We start from the raw sequence: 14,728 nt of genomic DNA, 5'->3' as shown, positions 1-14,728 counted from the left end.
GGGCTCGCCGCTGCAGGCTTGCTGTCGCTGCTGGTGTTCGAGCTGCTGGAACAGGCGGTGAGCCCAGCAGCGAGCAAGGCGACAGCGGCTGCAGTGGTGGTGAGGGTTCGTTTTATGGGGGCGCTTTCTCAGCTCAGGTTGTTGGTGGCGTTTTTGTAGTCGGCGGCCTGCTTCGGGGTCAGGTAGTGCGACACCCGCACGAGGACCGTGCCGTGGACGTAGTCGTATTCGGCGAGCATCGGCATCGACTTGGTGACGGACTGGATGTACTTCGCGCGGGCCTGCGCGTCGGCAGGGTTGCCGAAGACTTCGATGGAGCCGCCGCGGTCGACGTCGCCCTTGTCGGTGCCGCTGACGTCACTGGCGGAGATCCGCGTTTCATCGAACGTGATCTTCGATGTGTACTGATTCGGGCGGCCCAGCAGGTGGTTCGGGTCGTTGTCCGCGGTGACGGTCCCGGACAGCTTCGCCGTGTTCACGGCGGCGGAGATCTTGGTGAACGCGGTCTGCGCGCTGAGGGGCTTGGCCTGTGCTGCTGCGTCCTTGGCGGGGGCGGCGTTGGTGGGTTCAGCCTTAGTGGGTACGGCGTTGCTGCTGTGGGAGTCGCTGCCGCTGCAGCCCGCGAGGCTGGCCGTGAGGACGGTGGCAGCCGCGGCGAGGGTAAGGGTCTTTCGCATGCCGACGATCATGAAGCCTGGCCGGATTATGTGTAAGGGATGTGGCTGAGTTGTGACGGTAAGTTCGGACAATCGCACAGCACGGAGCCCGCTCCCGGTCAGCCAACGAGATGCGACGATGAAGGCGTACCCCGCCCGCGCCCGGCGACCAGCGAGGAGAAGACCGCATGAGCGAGAAGCCCGACCGGTACGAGCTGAGGGCGCGGCAGCTGCGCATTCTGGCGGGCCTGCACCGTAAGAGGGCCGCCGAGTTGGACATGGCAGCCGAAGCGGCCTTGGCCACCAGGTCCATGCGGCGTCTCGCTGAGCTGCTCACGGAGGCAGAGGTGCGTGAACTGGCTGAGCATCCAGACCTGGCGGAGCTGAACGTGCAGCTGGAGGGCTTCTACGGCGCTGGCTCGGTGCGCCCGGACGAGGAGCCCACCACATGAGCACCTACATCACCACGGACAGCAGCGACCGATGCCACACCGGCGAGGGCTGCCCCGCCTTCCAGACCGGCCGCGCGGGTAGCGCGGCACAGGGCATCCTGCTCCGCCCAATCGTGCCGCTGACGACCGGGGAGGCGCAGTAGGTGCGGCAGACGCCGTGTCCGGAGTGCTGCCCCACCGCATGACGATGGCCCTGCCCGGACACCGGAGCGGCACCACATCCCGGCTCAGCCCGGATAGTGGTCGCCGAGCACCTCACGCCGCTCCCGATCCATCCGCCGGTTCAACGGTCGCGTCATCCGGAACGCCGTCACCGTCAACGCCACGAACGCCACCGCGAACAGCACCTTCGCAATCGTCGGCGTGCCCGCGAGCGTGTTGACCGCAGATGCGATCAACAACGCGATCAGGTTGCCCGCCAGCCATGCAGCCCAGATCTTCCGCTTCTCAGCGCGGTTGGCTTTCTGTACGTCGCCGTCGTGCGGCCCGGCGTCCTGGGCGACGCCGGAGAACGGCCAGGCGCCGCGTGTGGGGCACGGTCACTCCCGAATGGCGGAGTGCGGACGAGGTGGCACCTGCTGGTGGAAGAGGCCCGACGGCATGAATGGGACGTACGGCCGTGCCCCGGCGCGCTCGTGGAAGCATCGCCGGCCCCCGCCCGATCCGCCTCGTCGAGTGTCGTTCAACCGGACTTGCGCGCCACGCCGCCGTAGAAGCCGATCTCACCGGACCTCGCCGGCGGAGGGGTGTCCGGACGCCAGAACGGGACCTGGGCCAGGCCGGGTTCGACCAGCTCGAAGCCGTCGAAGAAGCGCTCGACCTCGGCGTGGGACCTGAGGTTCAGGGTGGCCGTGGCCTTGTTGTAGACGGCCTGGGCCTCGCTGCGGTCGGCGAAGTCGTCCGTGGCGTGCGAGAGCACGAGGAAGCTGCCGGCCGGCAACGTGTCGCGCAGAGCGGCGACGACCTGCCCGGGGTTCTCCGCGTCGGTGAGGAAGTGGAGGACGGCGACGAGGAGCAGGGCGACCGGCTCGTCGAAGTCGATGACCCGGCGGACGTCGGGGTGGTCCACGACGGCCCGCGGGTCGCGCAGATCGGCGAGCACGATGCTGGTCGCCCCGGAACGGCTGAGCAGCGCGTCGGCGTGCGCCTTCACGATCGGGTCGTTGTCGACGTACGCGACGCGTACGTCCGGGGCCACCTCAAGGGCGATCTCGTGCACGTTCGGCGAGGTCGGCAGCCCGGAGCCGATGTCCAAGAGCTGCCGGACACCGCTGCCGACGACTTGACGGACGGCGCGCCGCAGAAAGGCACGGTTGGCCTGCAGGCCGATCCGCACCTCGGGCGCGGCGGCGGCGACTGCGTCGCCGGCCCGTTGGTCCACCTCGTAGTTGTCCTTGCCGCCCAGCAGATAGTCGTAGATCCGCGCAGGGTGCGGCCTGCTGGTGTCGATCCCCTCGGCGCGGAAGCCGCCCTGTTTCACGCTGCACTCCTCTCGACGGCCGCCGCGGCCCCACCCGCGCACGACTGACGACAGCTTCCCACAGCAACTCCGATGCCCAGAGCCGTAGTTGTGCGCCGGCGCGACCATGGGTGGTGCGCCGCCCTACGCGGATCCTCCACGTCCGGTCCACGGAATCGACCGTGACCAACCACATACCGTGTGCGCAGTCGCGTGGTGGCGCGCTGTCACGGCTTACCCCTAGGCTTGCCGGCATGTCCCCCGATTCCCAGAGCCTTGGTTCCGTGCGGTCCGCTGACGACTTGAACGAGCAGATCCGTGCGCTGTGGCTGCGCGCGGGTGGCTCTCTGTCGGCCCAGGAGCGCGCGGAGTACGAGCTGTTGGTGGTGGAGTGGGCCGCGGCGATCCGTGGCGAGGTCATCGAGGCGGCCTGAGGGCACCCGCCGAGCGGAGGCTGTTCGGCGGGTGCGACGTCAACTGCACCCGAACCGCCGACACTTGATCACGTCGGGTGGCGCGGACACCCGTTGACCGTCCGCTGCGGGCACCCGCTCAGGAACTCCTTGAGACATGGGGCACAGCGGGGCACGACCGGGCGTACGGGCCCGGGTCCACTCGGCCGGTGTCCCGCCCCTGGCCGTACGCCGCCTGGGTCTGAGCCGCCTCCGGCGGAGCGCTCCGCGGCTGCCCCCCCCCAACGGATCCGAGTGCCGCGTCGCGTGCGTCCCGCCGCGAGCCGCGCACGGGTGGCGGCGGCGCGTCGACACGCCACGCCGGGGATGCGCCCGTTCGGCCCTGGAAGATCACACCCACAACATGTCCGAAATGACAGTTATGAGGGTCTGTCAGTACGTTCATCGCAGGATCGGCTGCCCGGCCGGCGCCACTGCGACAGAGAGAAGTGACATGCCCACACGTACCTTCGCCGTGACCGCGGCCGTAGTGGCCACCGCGGCCCTCGCCACCACCGGCCTCACCTACGCCTCAGCCGTCGAATCCACCGAGGCGGGCCCGCACGCCAAGCACGCGGCCCGGCATGCCGCACACGCCGCGCACGCCGCCCGGCCGGCCTCGAAGGCCGCGCACCCCCGGCATGCGGCTCCGGCCGCGCCCGCCGCAGCGGCTGCCAACGGTGGCGGCGATTCCCATGGCAAGAGGGACGAGGGCGGCTCGGACCGGGGCCGCGACCGCGACCGCGACCGCGACCATGGTCACCGTGGACCGGGTTGGATCCACTTCAACGAACGGACGTACTCCGCCGCCGTGGACGGCTGCATCACCGCGGCGAGCGGGCTGGGCTCCAACAGCTTCAGCATCGACAACGACAGCGACCAGTTCGTCGAGGTCTACCGCGGTTTCACCTGTGACAACGGCGCCCCGGTCGCCACTGTCGGCCCCCACGGCAGCACCTTCGGCGTCGTGCCCAGTACCTCCGACGGGGGCGACTACTCCCACGAGGACGAGTTCTTCCGCGCGGCCATGTTCGCCGACGACAACGTCGCGGGCAGCTTCCGGGTGGTCTGCCGCGAAGACATGTGGTGACCCCGCACCCGCACCTCACCACGGCGCCACCGCAGCACGCCGCCCCCACCGCGCCGGCCGTCCCCGACGCGGGCGGCTGCCCGAAACCCCGCGCACGCCTCTTGGCTGCGCCTGCCGCGTCCCCAACACTGAGCCGATGACCCAGCGCGTGGAGCTCGCGACCGTGATGGACCGCCTGGCCGTCGACGAACTCGTCACCGAGTACGCGGCGGCCGTGGACGACGGAGACTGGCAGGCGTACCGAGAACTGTTCACCCCGGACGGGCGGGCCGACTACCGCTCGGCCGGCGGCATCGAGGGGGACGCCGGTCAGGTCGCCGGTTGGCTGGAGCAGACCATGCGGCTGTTTCCCGTGCGCCAGCACCTCATCGTGAACCGGCACCTGCGCTTCGACTCCCTGGCACGCGACATCGGCGACACCGCCCGGGTCCGGGCCGACTACGTCAACCCGATGCGCCTCGCCGGCACGGAGCGTCCCGCGGGGACCGAGCATGCCGCCGGGCCGGAGCGTCCCGCGGGGACGGGCGACGGCCCCTACGCGCCGGACTTCGTGTGCGGCGGCCGGTATGCGTTCTCGTTCCTGCGGACCGAGGAGGGGTGGCGGCTGCACCAGGTGGTCGTCCAGGAGAAATGGCGCAGCCTCCCCGCGCAGCCCCGCGAGGACCCGGTCACCTGAGTCTGCCCCCGGCCCCGCGCCCCAGGCCCTCTGTCGTAGATCTTCCCCGGCGCGCACACTGGAGGCATGCACCGGGGAGGAAAGCGCCGCATAAGGATGCCCGACGACTGGCTCGCATCCCGCTGGTGGCGCGGGGTCGCCGCCGTGCTCGCGGGTGCGCTGCCGGTGTTCGCCTTCCCCGCGCCGTCCTGGTGGTGGTTCGCGTACGTGGCCCTGGTCCCGTGGATCCTGCTCGTGCGGTCCGCGCCGACCGCTCGGCGGGCCGCGTACGACGGCTGGCTCGGCGGCTTCGGGTTCATGACCGCCGTGCACCACTGGCTGATACCGAGTCTGAACGTCTTCACCTTCGTCATCGCGGCCCTGCTCGGGGCGCTGTGGGCGCCCTGGGGCGTGCTCGTGCGGCGGTTCCTGGGCGGGGTGCCGTCACCGCGACGACTGGGCGCCGCCCTGCTCGTCCTGCCGTCCGGCTGGCTGCTGGTCGAGCTGGTCCGCTCCTGGCAGGGGCTCGGCGGACCCTGGGGGCTGCTCGGTTCGAGCCAGTGGCAGGTGGGGCCCGCGCTGCGGCTGGCCTCGGTCGGCGGGGTCTGGCTGCTGAGTTTCCTGGTCGTGGGCGTCAACATCGCCGTCGCGATGCTCGTGGCGGTGCGGGCGTCACGTGTTCCGGCCGTGGCCGGGCTCGTCGCGACAGCCGCGGCGGCATCGGCGGCATGGGTCTGGTCGCCGCGCCCGGACGTCGACGGGCGGGTGCGGGTCGCCGTCGTCCAGCCGGGTGTCATAGACGGCACGGACAGCGGCACCAGACGGTTCGAGCGCGAGGAGCAGCTGACCCGTGGTCTCGCCGGGCAGGACGTGGACCTGGTCGTGTGGGGCGAGAGCAGCGTCGGTTTCGACCTCGCGCAGCGACCCGATCTTGCGGACCGGGTCGCGGCGTTGTCCCGGCTGGTGAAGGCCGACATCCTCGTCAACGTCGACGCCCGCCGCTCCGACCGTCCGGGCATCTACAAGAGTTCCGTGCTCATCGGTCCGCAGGGTCCGACGGGCGACCGCTACGACAAGATGCGGCTGGTCCCGTTCGGCGAGTACATACCGGCACGGTCCGTGCTCGGCTGGGCCACCTCGGTGGGCAGGGCGGCGCGCGAGGACCGCAGGCGCGGCACCGAACAGGTGATCATGAACGTCGGTCATGGACTGCGCGTGGGCCCCATGGTCTGCTTCGAGTCCGCGTTCCCCGACATGAGCCGCCATCTCGCCGAAGATGGGGCCGGGCTGTTGCTCGCCCAGTCCTCGACATCGACGTTCCAGCACAGCTGGGCGCCGGAGCAGCACGCCTCACTGGCCGCGCTGCGCGCCGCGGAGACGGGCCGCCCGATGGTCCACGCCACCCTGACCGGCGTCTCCGCCGTCTACGGCCCGGACGGCGAGCGCGTCGGGCCCTGGCTCGGCACCGGACGGAGCGCGTCGATGGTCTACGACGTCCCGCTCGCCCACGGCACGACGCCGTACGACCGCTACGGCGACTGGCCGGTGCACGGGGCCCTGCTGGTGATCGCCGCGCTGGGCGCGACGGAGGGCGTCCGGGCGCTCAGAGCGCGACGGAACGCTCCTGCACCGCAGCTACCACCCGCTCGCACAGCTCATGGGTCGCCAGTGCGTCACGGGCGCTGAGCACCTTGCCGGCGCGAACGGCGTCGAGGAAGGCGAGCGCGGCCTGCTCGATACCGCGCTGCCGGGCCACCGGCACCCAGTCCCCGCGCCGCCGCAGCGTCGGCTGGCCCTTGTGGTCGATGATCTCGGCCAGGTTGAGCACCTGCCGCTTGGTGTCCTGCCCGGAGACCTCCAGGATCTCCTCGGCCGAACCGCTGAGCCGGTTCATCACGCCGAGCGCGGTGAACCCCTCACCGGCCAGCTGGAGCACCACATGGTGCAGCAGGCCGCCCTCGACCCGGGCCCGCACGGTCACGTCGTCGACCGGTCCAGGGACCAGGAACCGCAGCGTGTCCACGACATGGATGAAGTCGTCGAGGATCATGGTGCGGGGCTCCTCGGGCAGCCCGACGCGGTTCTTCTGCATCAGGATCAGCTCGCGCGGATGGTCGGCACACTGTACGTACCCGGGTGCGTGACGCCGGTTGAAGCCCACCGCGAGGCTGACGTTCCGCTCCTCCGCGAGCCGCACCAGCCGTTCGGACTCGGCGAGTTCGTAGGCGAGGGGCTTGTCGACGTACGTCGGGACGCCCGCCTCCAGCAGCCGGGCGACGATCTCGGGGTGGGCCTCGGTGGGCGCGTGCACGAACGCGGCGTCGAGGTTCTGGTCGAGGAGCGCGTCCAGAGCGGTGTGACGTCGCCCCTCGGGCAGATGCAGACTGTCGGCGACGCGGGCCAGGGTCGCGGGGGTCCGGGTCTGAAGGTGCAGTTCGACTCCCGGCTGCAGCCCGAGCACCGGCAGGTACGCCTTCTGCGCGATGTCACCGAGTCCGATGCAGCCGACCTTCACGGGGCGTCTCCTGGGGTTGCCGACGGATACCTCGTCGGAAGCATACGACCGCGGTGCCGCAGGGACACCGGCGGCCGCATGCCCCGCAGAAATGCATGGCGGGGGCGGGTGGCGGTCCGCCAGTATGCCGACATGACTGCCCAACGCCCGTCACCCGCCCAGAACGCCGGCGAACGAGCCATGCTCGAAGGCTGGCTCGACCATCACCGTCACACCCTCGCGTGGAAGTGCGAGGGTCTCACCGACGCCCAGCTCAGAACCGCCGCGGTGGAACCGTCCGAGCTGTCCTTGATGGGGCTCGTGCGGCACATGGCGGACGTGGAGCGCGCCTGGTTCCGCAAGGTGCTCGTCGGTGACGACCCCGGACCCCTCTACTACAGCGACGAGGACCCGGACGGGGAGTTCCACCTCACCGAGGACGACACATGGGAGGCGGCGTACGCCACCTGGCAGGGGGAGATCGAGATCGCCCGGCGTCACGCTGCCGCGCTCGGTCTGGACGACCTCTCCCAAGGACGGAGCCGGTTCACCGACGAGCCCTTCAGCCTGCGCTGGATCTACACCCACATGATCGAGGAGTACGCCCGTCACAACGGGCACGCCGATCTGATCCGCGAACGGATCGACGGGGCCACCGGGGAGTGAGGTCACCCGTGCGGGGCATCCTCCGTCCGTCCGCGCCCCAAAGCCCGCCGAAACCAGCAGAGTTGCGCGAGTGCAGCGAACGACGACGAGTGCAACGCTCCTGGTCACCATGGCCGTCTCGACCCTGTCCGGCTGTGTGACCGTCCAGCGGCCGTCCGCTCCGCCCCCGCCCCGGGCGCCCTCGCAGTCCTCGGCGCCGCGGGCGGAGGGCAGCGTGGCACCCCGCGTGGTGCAGGCCCCGGCGCGGGAGGCGCTGGAGCGGGTCGGGTCCTCCCGCCCTCCGTCGGCCGACGGCGATACGGGACCAACCCCCCGACCGGGCCCCACCGCCGCGCGGCCGGCCGCCCCGCACCAGCGGTCCGCATCCCCGCACCCGAGGCGTGAGCGTTCCGGACACGGCGCGGAGGCACCACCGGCGGCTCCCGCCCCGTTCCCCGGCAACGCGGACGTGTGCGCGCTCGGCCGCAGCTATGGAGGGTGGCGACCGGGCAGCCCGGAGGCGGACATCTGCCGAAGCACCTACGGCCGGTGAGCGGACGTGGCGCCCCACGACCGCCGGCTCGCCGCCTCGGCCCGCGGACGCCCGGCGTTCAGGACCGGCGTCTCGGGGGTCCCAGGGTCTCTCCGCCCGGGCCCTCCGGGGGGCCCGGCTCGGGTGGGCTGTTCATCGGGGTCTCCGCGAGCCGCCGCTCCAGGCGGGCGATCGCCGTTCTGATGCCGTCGCCGTAGCCGTCGTCGCCGAGCCCGTCGGCCGAGCCGCGCGCCCGGCTCAGATGGGAGCGCGCGGCCTCGCAGCGACCCAGCTTCACATAGTCCGCGGCCAGGTTCAGATGCAGGGAGGGGAAGAACGCGCGCACGGCGAGCACCCCGTCATGTCCGGCGAGGCGCTCGTCGCTGAGTTCCTCGGCGGCCGACAGCGCTCTGAGGTCCCAGGCCAGCTCGTCCGACGGGTCGTCCTGGGTGTCCGCCATGTAGTGCGCCACCGTGCAGCGATGCAGCGGGTCCCCGTCCTCGCCGATCTCGGCCCACAGGCCCAGAAAGCGATCCCGGGCCTCCTCGCGGTCGCCGCCGTGGTGCAGCATGACGACCTGACCGATCCGGCTCATCACGGCGTCCGGCGCCGCCTGCCCCTGTCGCTCCGCCACCGCGTCCTCCACGCTCGTCGCCCGTCACCACGACGCTAGCCGCCCCCGCCGACAATCACGCTCAGGCGGCTCCGCAGGGCGCTGGGCCAAGCCGGTGACGACGCGGCACGACCGGTGGCCGGGCGGGTCCGGGCCGGATCCGGGCCCGCCCCGCCTCTCACTTCAGGTTGGGGATCGTCCAGTCGATCGGCTCGTGTCCCTGCCGGGCCACCGCCTCGTCGATCTGTGTGAAGGGGCGCGATCCGAAGAATTTCTTCGCCGACAGCGGCGAGGGGTGCGCGCCCTTGACGACGACATGCCGGGTCTCGTCGATGAGGGGCAGCTTCTTCTGTGCGTAGTTACCCCACAGCACGAACACCGCCGGATCCGGACGGCCGGCCACAGCGCGGATCACCGCGTCCGTGAACTTCTCCCAGCCTCTGCCCTTGTGCGAGTTCGCCTCACCGGCACGCACCGTGAGCACCGCGTTCAGCAGCAGCACGCCCTGCTCGGCCCACGGCATCAGATAGCCGTTGTCCGGGATCGGTGTGCCCAGCTCCTGCTGCATCTCCTTGTAGATGTTCCGCAGCGAGGGCGGGGTCTTCACCCCGGGGCGCACGGAGAAGCAGAGGCCGTGTCCCTGGCCTTCGCCGTGGTACGGGTCCTGACCGAGGACGAGCACCTTCACCTTGTCGTACGGCGTGGCGTCGAGCGCGGCGAAGACCTCTTCGCGCGGAGGGTAGACGGGACCCTTGGCGCGCTCCTCCTCGACGAACTCCGTCAGCTCCTTGAAGTAGGGCTGCTGCAGTTCGTCGCCCAGAACGCCCCGCCAGGACTCCGGCAGCATGGCGATGTCGGTCACGTCAACTTCCTCCGATGTGCGGTCACTTCCAGGTCAAGAACCTACAGGCGACCACTGACAACCGGTGCCCGAACCCCGCCCGGGGCCCGATCTACCAGCTGGTTTTGCGGGACAGCTCCCACATCAACATGATCGTCGACGGGTCGAGGGCCTGCTCCCCGCCGGAGATGTCCTCGCTGGCCGCGACGAACTGCTTGCCCTGCCACAGCGGCAGCAGCCGGGCGTCGTCGACGAGGATCTGCTGGGCCTGCTGGAACTCCTCGACCACCTTCGCACGGTCGCTCTCGCGCCGGGACTCGGGCAGCAGCACCCCGGTGATCCTCGGCGCCGGGTAGGGCGTACCGAGCGCGTTCTGCTCGCCCACGAAGGGAGCGATGAAGTTCTCGGCGTCGGGGAAGTCGGGGAACCAGCCGCGCCCGAACACCGGGTACTCGCCCTTGCGGTAGCCCTCCTCGTAGGTCTTCCAAGGGCGGCTCTTGAGGGTGACGGTGAACAGGCCGGAGTCTTCGAGCTGGCTCTTGAGCTCCTCGAACTCCGGGCCGGTCTCGGAGCCGTAGCGGTCGGTGGTGTACCAGAGCGTGAGCGGGACCTTGCCGGTGATGTGCGCGTCCGACAGGATCTTGCGCGCCTTGGGGACACTGGGGTCCCCGTAGTCGTCGAAGAATCCCGTGGTGTGCCCGGTGAGCCCCCTGGGGACCATCGAGTACAGCGGGTCCACGGTGTCCTTGTACACCTTGTGGGCGATCGCCGGGCGGTCGACGATCTGGGCGACGGCGCGGCGCACGGCGAGCTTGCCCGCCCAGGGGTCCTTGGGGTTGAACACGAGGTAGCTGATCTCGGTGCCCGCGCCCTCGATCAGCTGGAGCGACTCCTTGGACGCCTGGTTCTGCAGGGAGACGATGTCGGGGGCGGCGAGACCCCGGTAGGTGACGTCGATCCGCTTCTCGCGCAGCGCGGAGACCATCGTGCCCGAGTCCTGGAAGTAGCGGATGGTGACCGCGTCGTTGTGGAGCTCGGCGTACCCCTTGTAGCGGGTGTTGCGGACGAGCTCGGCCTGCTTGCCCTCCTGGTACGTCTTGAGGCTGTAGGGGCCGGAGCCGAGGACCTTGCCGTCCTTGCGCAGCGAGCGGGCCGGGTAGGCGTCGGGGTCGACGATCGACATGGCGGGGGTGGCCAGCACGAAGGGGAACGTGGCGTCGGGCTTGTTGAGGTGGAAGACGATCTCCCGGTCGCCGCGCGTGGTGATGTTGTCGAGGCTGCCCAGCAGGCCCGCGGGGCCGCCCGCCACGTTGAGCGTGCGGATCCGGTCGATGGAGTACTTCACGGCGCGCGCGTCCAGCGCTCTCCCGTCGGAGAAGGTCATGCCCTTGCGCAGCACGCAGTGGTAGACGCGGTTCGTCCCGTCGGTGAAGGAGCAGAAGTCCGCGGCGTCGGGCTGGGGCACCGACGCACCGGTCGGGTAGCTCAGCAGGGTCTGGTAGATGTTGCGGAACAGCTCCCAGGAGCCGTCCCAGGACGCGGCGGGGTCGAGTGTGCTGGGGGCGCTGGTGGTGCCGACGACGATCGGCCCCTTGTCGTCGGAGGAACCCGAGGAGAGCGCGCCGCAGCCGGCCACCAGGGATATGGACGCGATCGCCGCCAGCGGACGCAGACAACGGTTCGGGTTGAACACGCGCACACTCCTCGATCAGCCGTTCCAGGGGTTGGCGGCAGACCCTACCGCAGCCTCCGGCCGCCTGGACCGAGTTCGCGAAGTGCTTGTGATCAGCTCGTATATGACGACGTTGTCATCCGTCCGAGTGTCTCGTGTACGTCGACACGGGCGCCCATTCTGTCCACGGGCGCCCGTGTCGGCGGCTCACGTCATCAGACTCCGGCGTTCAGGAACATGCCGCCGTCGACGACGAGCGTCTGACCGGTGATCCAGTCGGACTGGTCCGACGTCAGGAACGCGGCGGCACCGCCGATGTCCGAGGGCACACCGAGCCGGCCGAGCGGATAGGCCGCGGCGGCCTCCTCCTCCCGGCCCTCGTACAGGGCCTGCGCGAACTTCGTCTTCACCACGGCCGGGGCGATGGCGTTGACCCGCACCAGGGGTGCGTACTCGTGCGCGAGCTGCATGGTCAGATTGATCATGGCGGCCTTGCTGATGCCATAGGCGCCTATGAACGGCGAGGCGGACAGACCCGCCACCGAGGTGATGTTGACGATCGCGCCGCCGTTGTCCTTCTGCCAGGCGTGCCAGGTCCGCTGGGCGAAGCCGAGCGCCGAGACGACATTGGTCTCGAACACCTTGCGCGCCACATTGAGGTCGAGGTCGGCGATCGGGCCGAAGACCGGGTTCGTCCCGGCGTTGTTGACCAGGAAGTCGACCCGGCCGAAGGCCTCCATGGTGCGCTCCACGGCGACGGCCTGGTGGCTTTCGTCGTGGGCCTTGCCGGCGACACCGATGACACGGTCGGCGCCGAGCTTCTCGACGGCCTCCTTGAGGGCATCCTCGTTGCGGCCGGTGATGCAGACCCGGTCGCCGCGGGCGACCAGCGCCTCGGCGACGCCGTAGCCGATGCCGCGGCTGGCGCCCGTGACGAGGGCGACCTTGCCGGAGAGTTCAGGCTGCTCCGTCATGTTCGTGTTCTCCCCGGCCCTAGTCGAGCGGCCCGCCGGCCACGTACAGCACCTGGCCGGAGACGAATCCGGCCGCCTCGCCCGTGAAGAAGGCGATCGCGTTGGCGATGTCCTCGGGCTCGCCGACGCGCTGCACGGGGATCTGGGTGGCGGCCACGGCCTTGAAGTCGTCGAAGCCCATGCCGACCCGGTCGGCGGTGGCCTTGGTCATCTCGGTGGCGATGAAGCCGGGGGCGACGGCGTTGGCGGTGATGCCGAACTTGCCCAGCTCCTTGGCCAGGGTCTTGGTGAAGCCCTGCAGACCGGCCTTGGCGGCGGAGTAGTTCACCTGGCCGCGGTTGCCGAGCGCGGAGGACGAGGAGAGGTTCACGATCCGGCCGAAGTTCGCGTCGACCATGTGCTTTTGGCAGGCCCGCGACATCAGGAAGGCGCCGCGCAGGTGCACGTTCATGACGGTGTCCCAGTCCGAGACGCTCATCTTGAACAGCAGGTTGTCGCGGAGCACACCCGCGTTGTTGACGAGGATCGTCGGCGCGCCCAGTTCCTCGGCGATGCGGGCCACGGCCGCCTCGACCTGTGCCTCGTCCGAGACGTCGCAGCCGACGGCGATGGCCTTGCCGCCCTCGGCGGTGATCTTCTCGACGGTGTCCTTGCACGCGGCCTCGTCGAGGTCGATCACCGCGACCGCACGGCCCTCGGCCGCCAGCCGTACGGCGGTGGCCGCGCCGATGCCGCGCGCACCGCCGGTCACGACGGCGACCCGCTGCTCAGTGGTGGACATTGCTGGTTCTCCTCGCCCTTGGAAAGCCCTAAACACCTTCGGAACGTCTGCGGCTCCCGCGATACGCCCGATGGGTGAGCGACCGCTTAGTACCTTCAGTAGACGTGACGCTAGAAGCCCTGGCACCCGGTGTCAACGGCACACCGGGTGCGTGTGATCCATTACCTCACCAGGAGGTCGAGCAACCGCTCGGTCTCGGCCGCCGGGTCGGTGGTCAGTCCGGTGTGCACCGGTCCGGGCTGGACGACCGTCGAGCGGGGCGCGATCAGCCAGCGGAAGCGGCGTCCGGCGTCGTCGCGAGCCGCCTGCCCGGCCGGCGCGCCCCCCGCGCACACGTTCTCGACGGCGCTCAGCGCGGCCCGCACGCCCGCCACGTTCGCCTCGGGGTCGAGGGCCAGCAGCCGGGCCTCGTCGAGGTGGGTGCGGGCGCCGACGTAGGCCTTGGCGCGGCAGTAGACGAGCACGCCCGCGTTGATGCACTCCCCGCGCTCCACCCGCGGTACGACCCGGAGCAGGGCGTACTCGAAGACCTCCCGGTCGCTCACCCGGCTGCTGACGATGTGGCGCTCGATCACCGCGCCTCCTCGATTCCGTTGATGCGTTCGTGGACGACGGCGGCGCGGGCGAGCAGCGGCCGGGCGTACGCGCGACGCAGCGCGTCCGGGGTGTCGAAGCCGGGCTCGCCGGTCAGCCACGCATCCGGGATCTCGGCGGTCACCTCGGCCAGCAACTCCTCGGTGACAAGGTGCGCGAGTGCGGCGGCCGCGCCCGCGACATCGGGGGCGAAGGGGAGCAGGGCGTGGTCGGAGGCGTCGTAGGGCCGCGCGGCGGAGGTCTCGGCGCCGGGCCAGTTGTGGTGCCAGATCATGGTTGCGCCGTGGTCGATGAGCCACAGGTCGCCGTGCCACATCAGCAGGTTGGGATTGCGCCAGGAGCGGTCGACGTTGCCCACCAGCGCGTCGAACCAGACGATCCGCCCGGCCTCCTCGGAACCGACCTCGAACGCGAGCGGGTCATAGCCGATCGCGCCGCTGAGGAAGTCCATCCCGAGGTTGAGCCCGCCGCTCGCCTTGAGGAGCTCCTGCACCTCCTGGTCGGGCTCGCCGAGACCCAGGACGGGATCGAGGTCGACCGTCACCAGCGGGGGCACCCTGAAGCCCAGCCGGCGGGCGAGTTCACCGCAGACGACCTCGGCGACAAGGGTCTTACGGCCCTGGCCCGCGCCGCTGAACTTCATAACGTAGGTCCCGAGGTCGTCACCCTCGACGAGCCCCGGCAGCGAGCCGCCCTCACGCAGGGGCGTGATGTAGCGAGTTGCGGTGACCCCCCTCAGCATCTTCCAGGGCCCTGCAGCTCGTTTGCCTTGCATTCCACGGTCAACTCCCAAGGGACACAAGGGCGCCCCTTACGTC

At 70.5% G+C, this 14,728-nt stretch carries 18 protein-coding genes; 7 read left to right on the top strand and 11 right to left on the bottom strand.

Annotation, left to right across the window (positions count from 1 at the left end; genetic code table 11):
- Nucleotides 1-128: 128 nt before the first annotated feature.
- Complete coding sequence (locus AB0L95_RS31505) at nucleotides 129-677, bottom strand: hypothetical protein (RefSeq protein WP_365167446.1); 549 nt, start codon at nucleotides 675-677, stop codon at nucleotides 129-131.
- Nucleotides 678-844: 167 nt separating this feature from the next.
- Between AB0L95_RS31505 and AB0L95_RS31500 the strand changes: the two genes are divergently transcribed.
- Both AB0L95_RS31500 and AB0L95_RS31495 read left to right on the top strand, forming a co-directional pair.
- Nucleotides 845-1,108: a hypothetical protein gene (locus AB0L95_RS31500; protein ID WP_365167444.1), complete on the top strand. Its 264-nt coding sequence runs from the start codon at nucleotides 845-847 to the stop codon at nucleotides 1,106-1,108.
- Nucleotides 1,105-1,251, top strand: coding sequence for a hypothetical protein (locus tag AB0L95_RS31495; protein WP_365167442.1), 147 nt, complete (start codon nucleotides 1,105-1,107; stop codon nucleotides 1,249-1,251). The genes AB0L95_RS31500 and AB0L95_RS31495 overlap by 4 nt, the downstream gene beginning before the upstream one ends.
- Nucleotides 1,252-1,335: 84 nt before the next feature.
- Here AB0L95_RS31495 and AB0L95_RS31490 read toward each other — a convergent pair whose 3' ends face one another.
- Nucleotides 1,336-1,509, bottom strand: coding sequence for a hypothetical protein (locus AB0L95_RS31490; RefSeq protein ID WP_365167440.1), 174 nt, complete (start codon nucleotides 1,507-1,509; stop codon nucleotides 1,336-1,338).
- A gap of 281 nt (nucleotides 1,510-1,790) precedes the next feature.
- Complete coding sequence (locus tag AB0L95_RS31485; RefSeq protein ID WP_365167438.1) at nucleotides 1,791-2,588, bottom strand: SAM-dependent methyltransferase; 798 nt, start codon at nucleotides 2,586-2,588, stop codon at nucleotides 1,791-1,793.
- A 233-nt stretch (nucleotides 2,589-2,821) separates the two neighbouring features.
- Here AB0L95_RS31485 and AB0L95_RS31480 point away from each other — a divergent pair, with 233 nt between their 5' ends.
- From AB0L95_RS31480 to lnt, 4 genes are all read left to right on the top strand, one after another.
- Nucleotides 2,822-3,001, top strand: a complete 180-nt coding sequence (locus AB0L95_RS31480; RefSeq protein ID WP_355918381.1) for a hypothetical protein — start codon at nucleotides 2,822-2,824, stop codon at nucleotides 2,999-3,001.
- Between the two features lie 472 nt (nucleotides 3,002-3,473).
- Entirely contained in the window at nucleotides 3,474-4,109 is a 636-nt protein-coding gene (locus AB0L95_RS31475; RefSeq protein WP_365167435.1) for a hypothetical protein, read from the top strand.
- 136 nt (nucleotides 4,110-4,245) lie between these two features.
- On the top strand, nucleotides 4,246-4,785 hold the full coding sequence (locus AB0L95_RS31470; protein ID WP_365167433.1) for a nuclear transport factor 2 family protein: 540 nt from the start codon (nucleotides 4,246-4,248) through the stop codon (nucleotides 4,783-4,785).
- A 96-nt stretch (nucleotides 4,786-4,881) separates the two neighbouring features.
- Nucleotides 4,882-6,450 carry an apolipoprotein N-acyltransferase gene (gene lnt / locus AB0L95_RS31465; RefSeq protein WP_365167539.1) on the top strand — a complete coding sequence of 523 codons (1,569 nt, stop codon included), beginning with the start codon at nucleotides 4,882-4,884 and terminating at the stop codon, nucleotides 6,448-6,450.
- Here the strand turns inward: lnt and AB0L95_RS31460 are convergent.
- Nucleotides 6,368-7,279: a Gfo/Idh/MocA family oxidoreductase gene (locus tag AB0L95_RS31460; RefSeq protein WP_365167431.1), complete on the bottom strand. Its 912-nt coding sequence runs from the start codon at nucleotides 7,277-7,279 to the stop codon at nucleotides 6,368-6,370. The genes lnt and AB0L95_RS31460 overlap by 83 nt on opposite strands.
- 132 nt (nucleotides 7,280-7,411) lie before the next feature.
- Between AB0L95_RS31460 and AB0L95_RS31455 the strand changes: the two genes are divergently transcribed.
- Nucleotides 7,412-7,924: a DinB family protein gene (locus AB0L95_RS31455; protein WP_365167429.1), complete on the top strand. Its 513-nt coding sequence runs from the start codon at nucleotides 7,412-7,414 to the stop codon at nucleotides 7,922-7,924.
- A 590-nt stretch (nucleotides 7,925-8,514) separates the two neighbouring features.
- Here AB0L95_RS31455 and AB0L95_RS31450 read toward each other — a convergent pair.
- From AB0L95_RS31450 to AB0L95_RS31420, 7 genes are all read right to left on the bottom strand, one after another.
- Nucleotides 8,515-9,069, bottom strand: coding sequence for a hypothetical protein (locus AB0L95_RS31450; protein ID WP_365167427.1), 555 nt, complete (start codon nucleotides 9,067-9,069; stop codon nucleotides 8,515-8,517).
- Nucleotides 9,070-9,226: 157 nt separating this feature from the next.
- Complete coding sequence (ung, locus tag AB0L95_RS31445) at nucleotides 9,227-9,910, bottom strand: uracil-DNA glycosylase (protein ID WP_311699642.1); 684 nt, start codon at nucleotides 9,908-9,910, stop codon at nucleotides 9,227-9,229.
- Nucleotides 9,911-10,001: 91 nt separating this feature from the next.
- The gene (locus AB0L95_RS31440; protein ID WP_365167425.1) at nucleotides 10,002-11,582 is read right to left on the bottom strand and encodes an ABC transporter substrate-binding protein; all 1,581 of its coding nucleotides are present in this window, start codon (nucleotides 11,580-11,582) and stop codon (nucleotides 10,002-10,004) included.
- A 194-nt stretch (nucleotides 11,583-11,776) separates the two neighbouring features.
- The gene (locus AB0L95_RS31435; protein ID WP_365167423.1) at nucleotides 11,777-12,535 is read right to left on the bottom strand and encodes an SDR family oxidoreductase; all 759 of its coding nucleotides are present in this window, start codon (nucleotides 12,533-12,535) and stop codon (nucleotides 11,777-11,779) included.
- Between the two features lie 19 nt (nucleotides 12,536-12,554).
- A complete protein-coding gene (fabG, locus tag AB0L95_RS31430; RefSeq protein WP_365167421.1) occupies nucleotides 12,555-13,316 on the bottom strand; it encodes a 3-oxoacyl-ACP reductase FabG in 762 nt (253 codons plus the stop codon).
- A 161-nt stretch (nucleotides 13,317-13,477) separates the two neighbouring features.
- On the bottom strand, nucleotides 13,478-13,891 hold the full coding sequence (locus AB0L95_RS31425) for a DUF3037 domain-containing protein (protein WP_365167419.1): 414 nt from the start codon (nucleotides 13,889-13,891) through the stop codon (nucleotides 13,478-13,480).
- The gene (locus tag AB0L95_RS31420) at nucleotides 13,888-14,652 is read right to left on the bottom strand and encodes a HipA family kinase (RefSeq protein WP_365167417.1); all 765 of its coding nucleotides are present in this window, start codon (nucleotides 14,650-14,652) and stop codon (nucleotides 13,888-13,890) included. Before AB0L95_RS31420 ends, AB0L95_RS31425 begins: the two co-directional genes overlap by 4 nt.
- Nucleotides 14,653-14,728: the final 76 nt, after the last annotated feature.

This window comes from Streptomyces sp. NPDC052036 (genome assembly GCF_040680495.1).
Lineage (GTDB): Bacteria > Actinomycetota > Actinomycetes > Streptomycetales > Streptomycetaceae > Streptomyces.
This window is presented reverse-complemented; position numbering and strand designations above follow the sequence as displayed.

Coding starts and splice junctions, on each gene's coding strand:
- AB0L95_RS31495 (WP_365167442.1), top strand. CDS start 1,105: ATGAGCACCTACATCACCACGGACAGCAGCGACCGATGCCACACCGGC.
- AB0L95_RS31470 (WP_365167433.1), top strand. CDS start 4,246: ATGACCCAGCGCGTGGAGCTCGCGACCGTGATGGACCGCCTGGCCGTC.
- AB0L95_RS31500 (WP_365167444.1), top strand. CDS start 845: ATGAGCGAGAAGCCCGACCGGTACGAGCTGAGGGCGCGGCAGCTGCGC.
- AB0L95_RS31475 (WP_365167435.1), top strand. CDS start 3,474: ATGCCCACACGTACCTTCGCCGTGACCGCGGCCGTAGTGGCCACCGCG.
- AB0L95_RS31505 (WP_365167446.1), bottom strand. CDS start 677: ATGCGAAAGACCCTTACCCTCGCCGCGGCTGCCACCGTCCTCACGGCC.
- AB0L95_RS31435 (WP_365167423.1), bottom strand. CDS start 12,535: ATGACGGAGCAGCCTGAACTCTCCGGCAAGGTCGCCCTCGTCACGGGC.
- AB0L95_RS31455 (WP_365167429.1), top strand. CDS start 7,412: ATGACTGCCCAACGCCCGTCACCCGCCCAGAACGCCGGCGAACGAGCC.
- AB0L95_RS31480 (WP_355918381.1), top strand. CDS start 2,822: ATGTCCCCCGATTCCCAGAGCCTTGGTTCCGTGCGGTCCGCTGACGAC.
- AB0L95_RS31420 (WP_365167417.1), bottom strand. CDS start 14,652: ATGCTGAGGGGGGTCACCGCAACTCGCTACATCACGCCCCTGCGTGAG.
- lnt (WP_365167539.1), top strand. CDS start 4,882: ATGCCCGACGACTGGCTCGCATCCCGCTGGTGGCGCGGGGTCGCCGCC.
- fabG (WP_365167421.1), bottom strand. CDS start 13,316: ATGTCCACCACTGAGCAGCGGGTCGCCGTCGTGACCGGCGGTGCGCGC.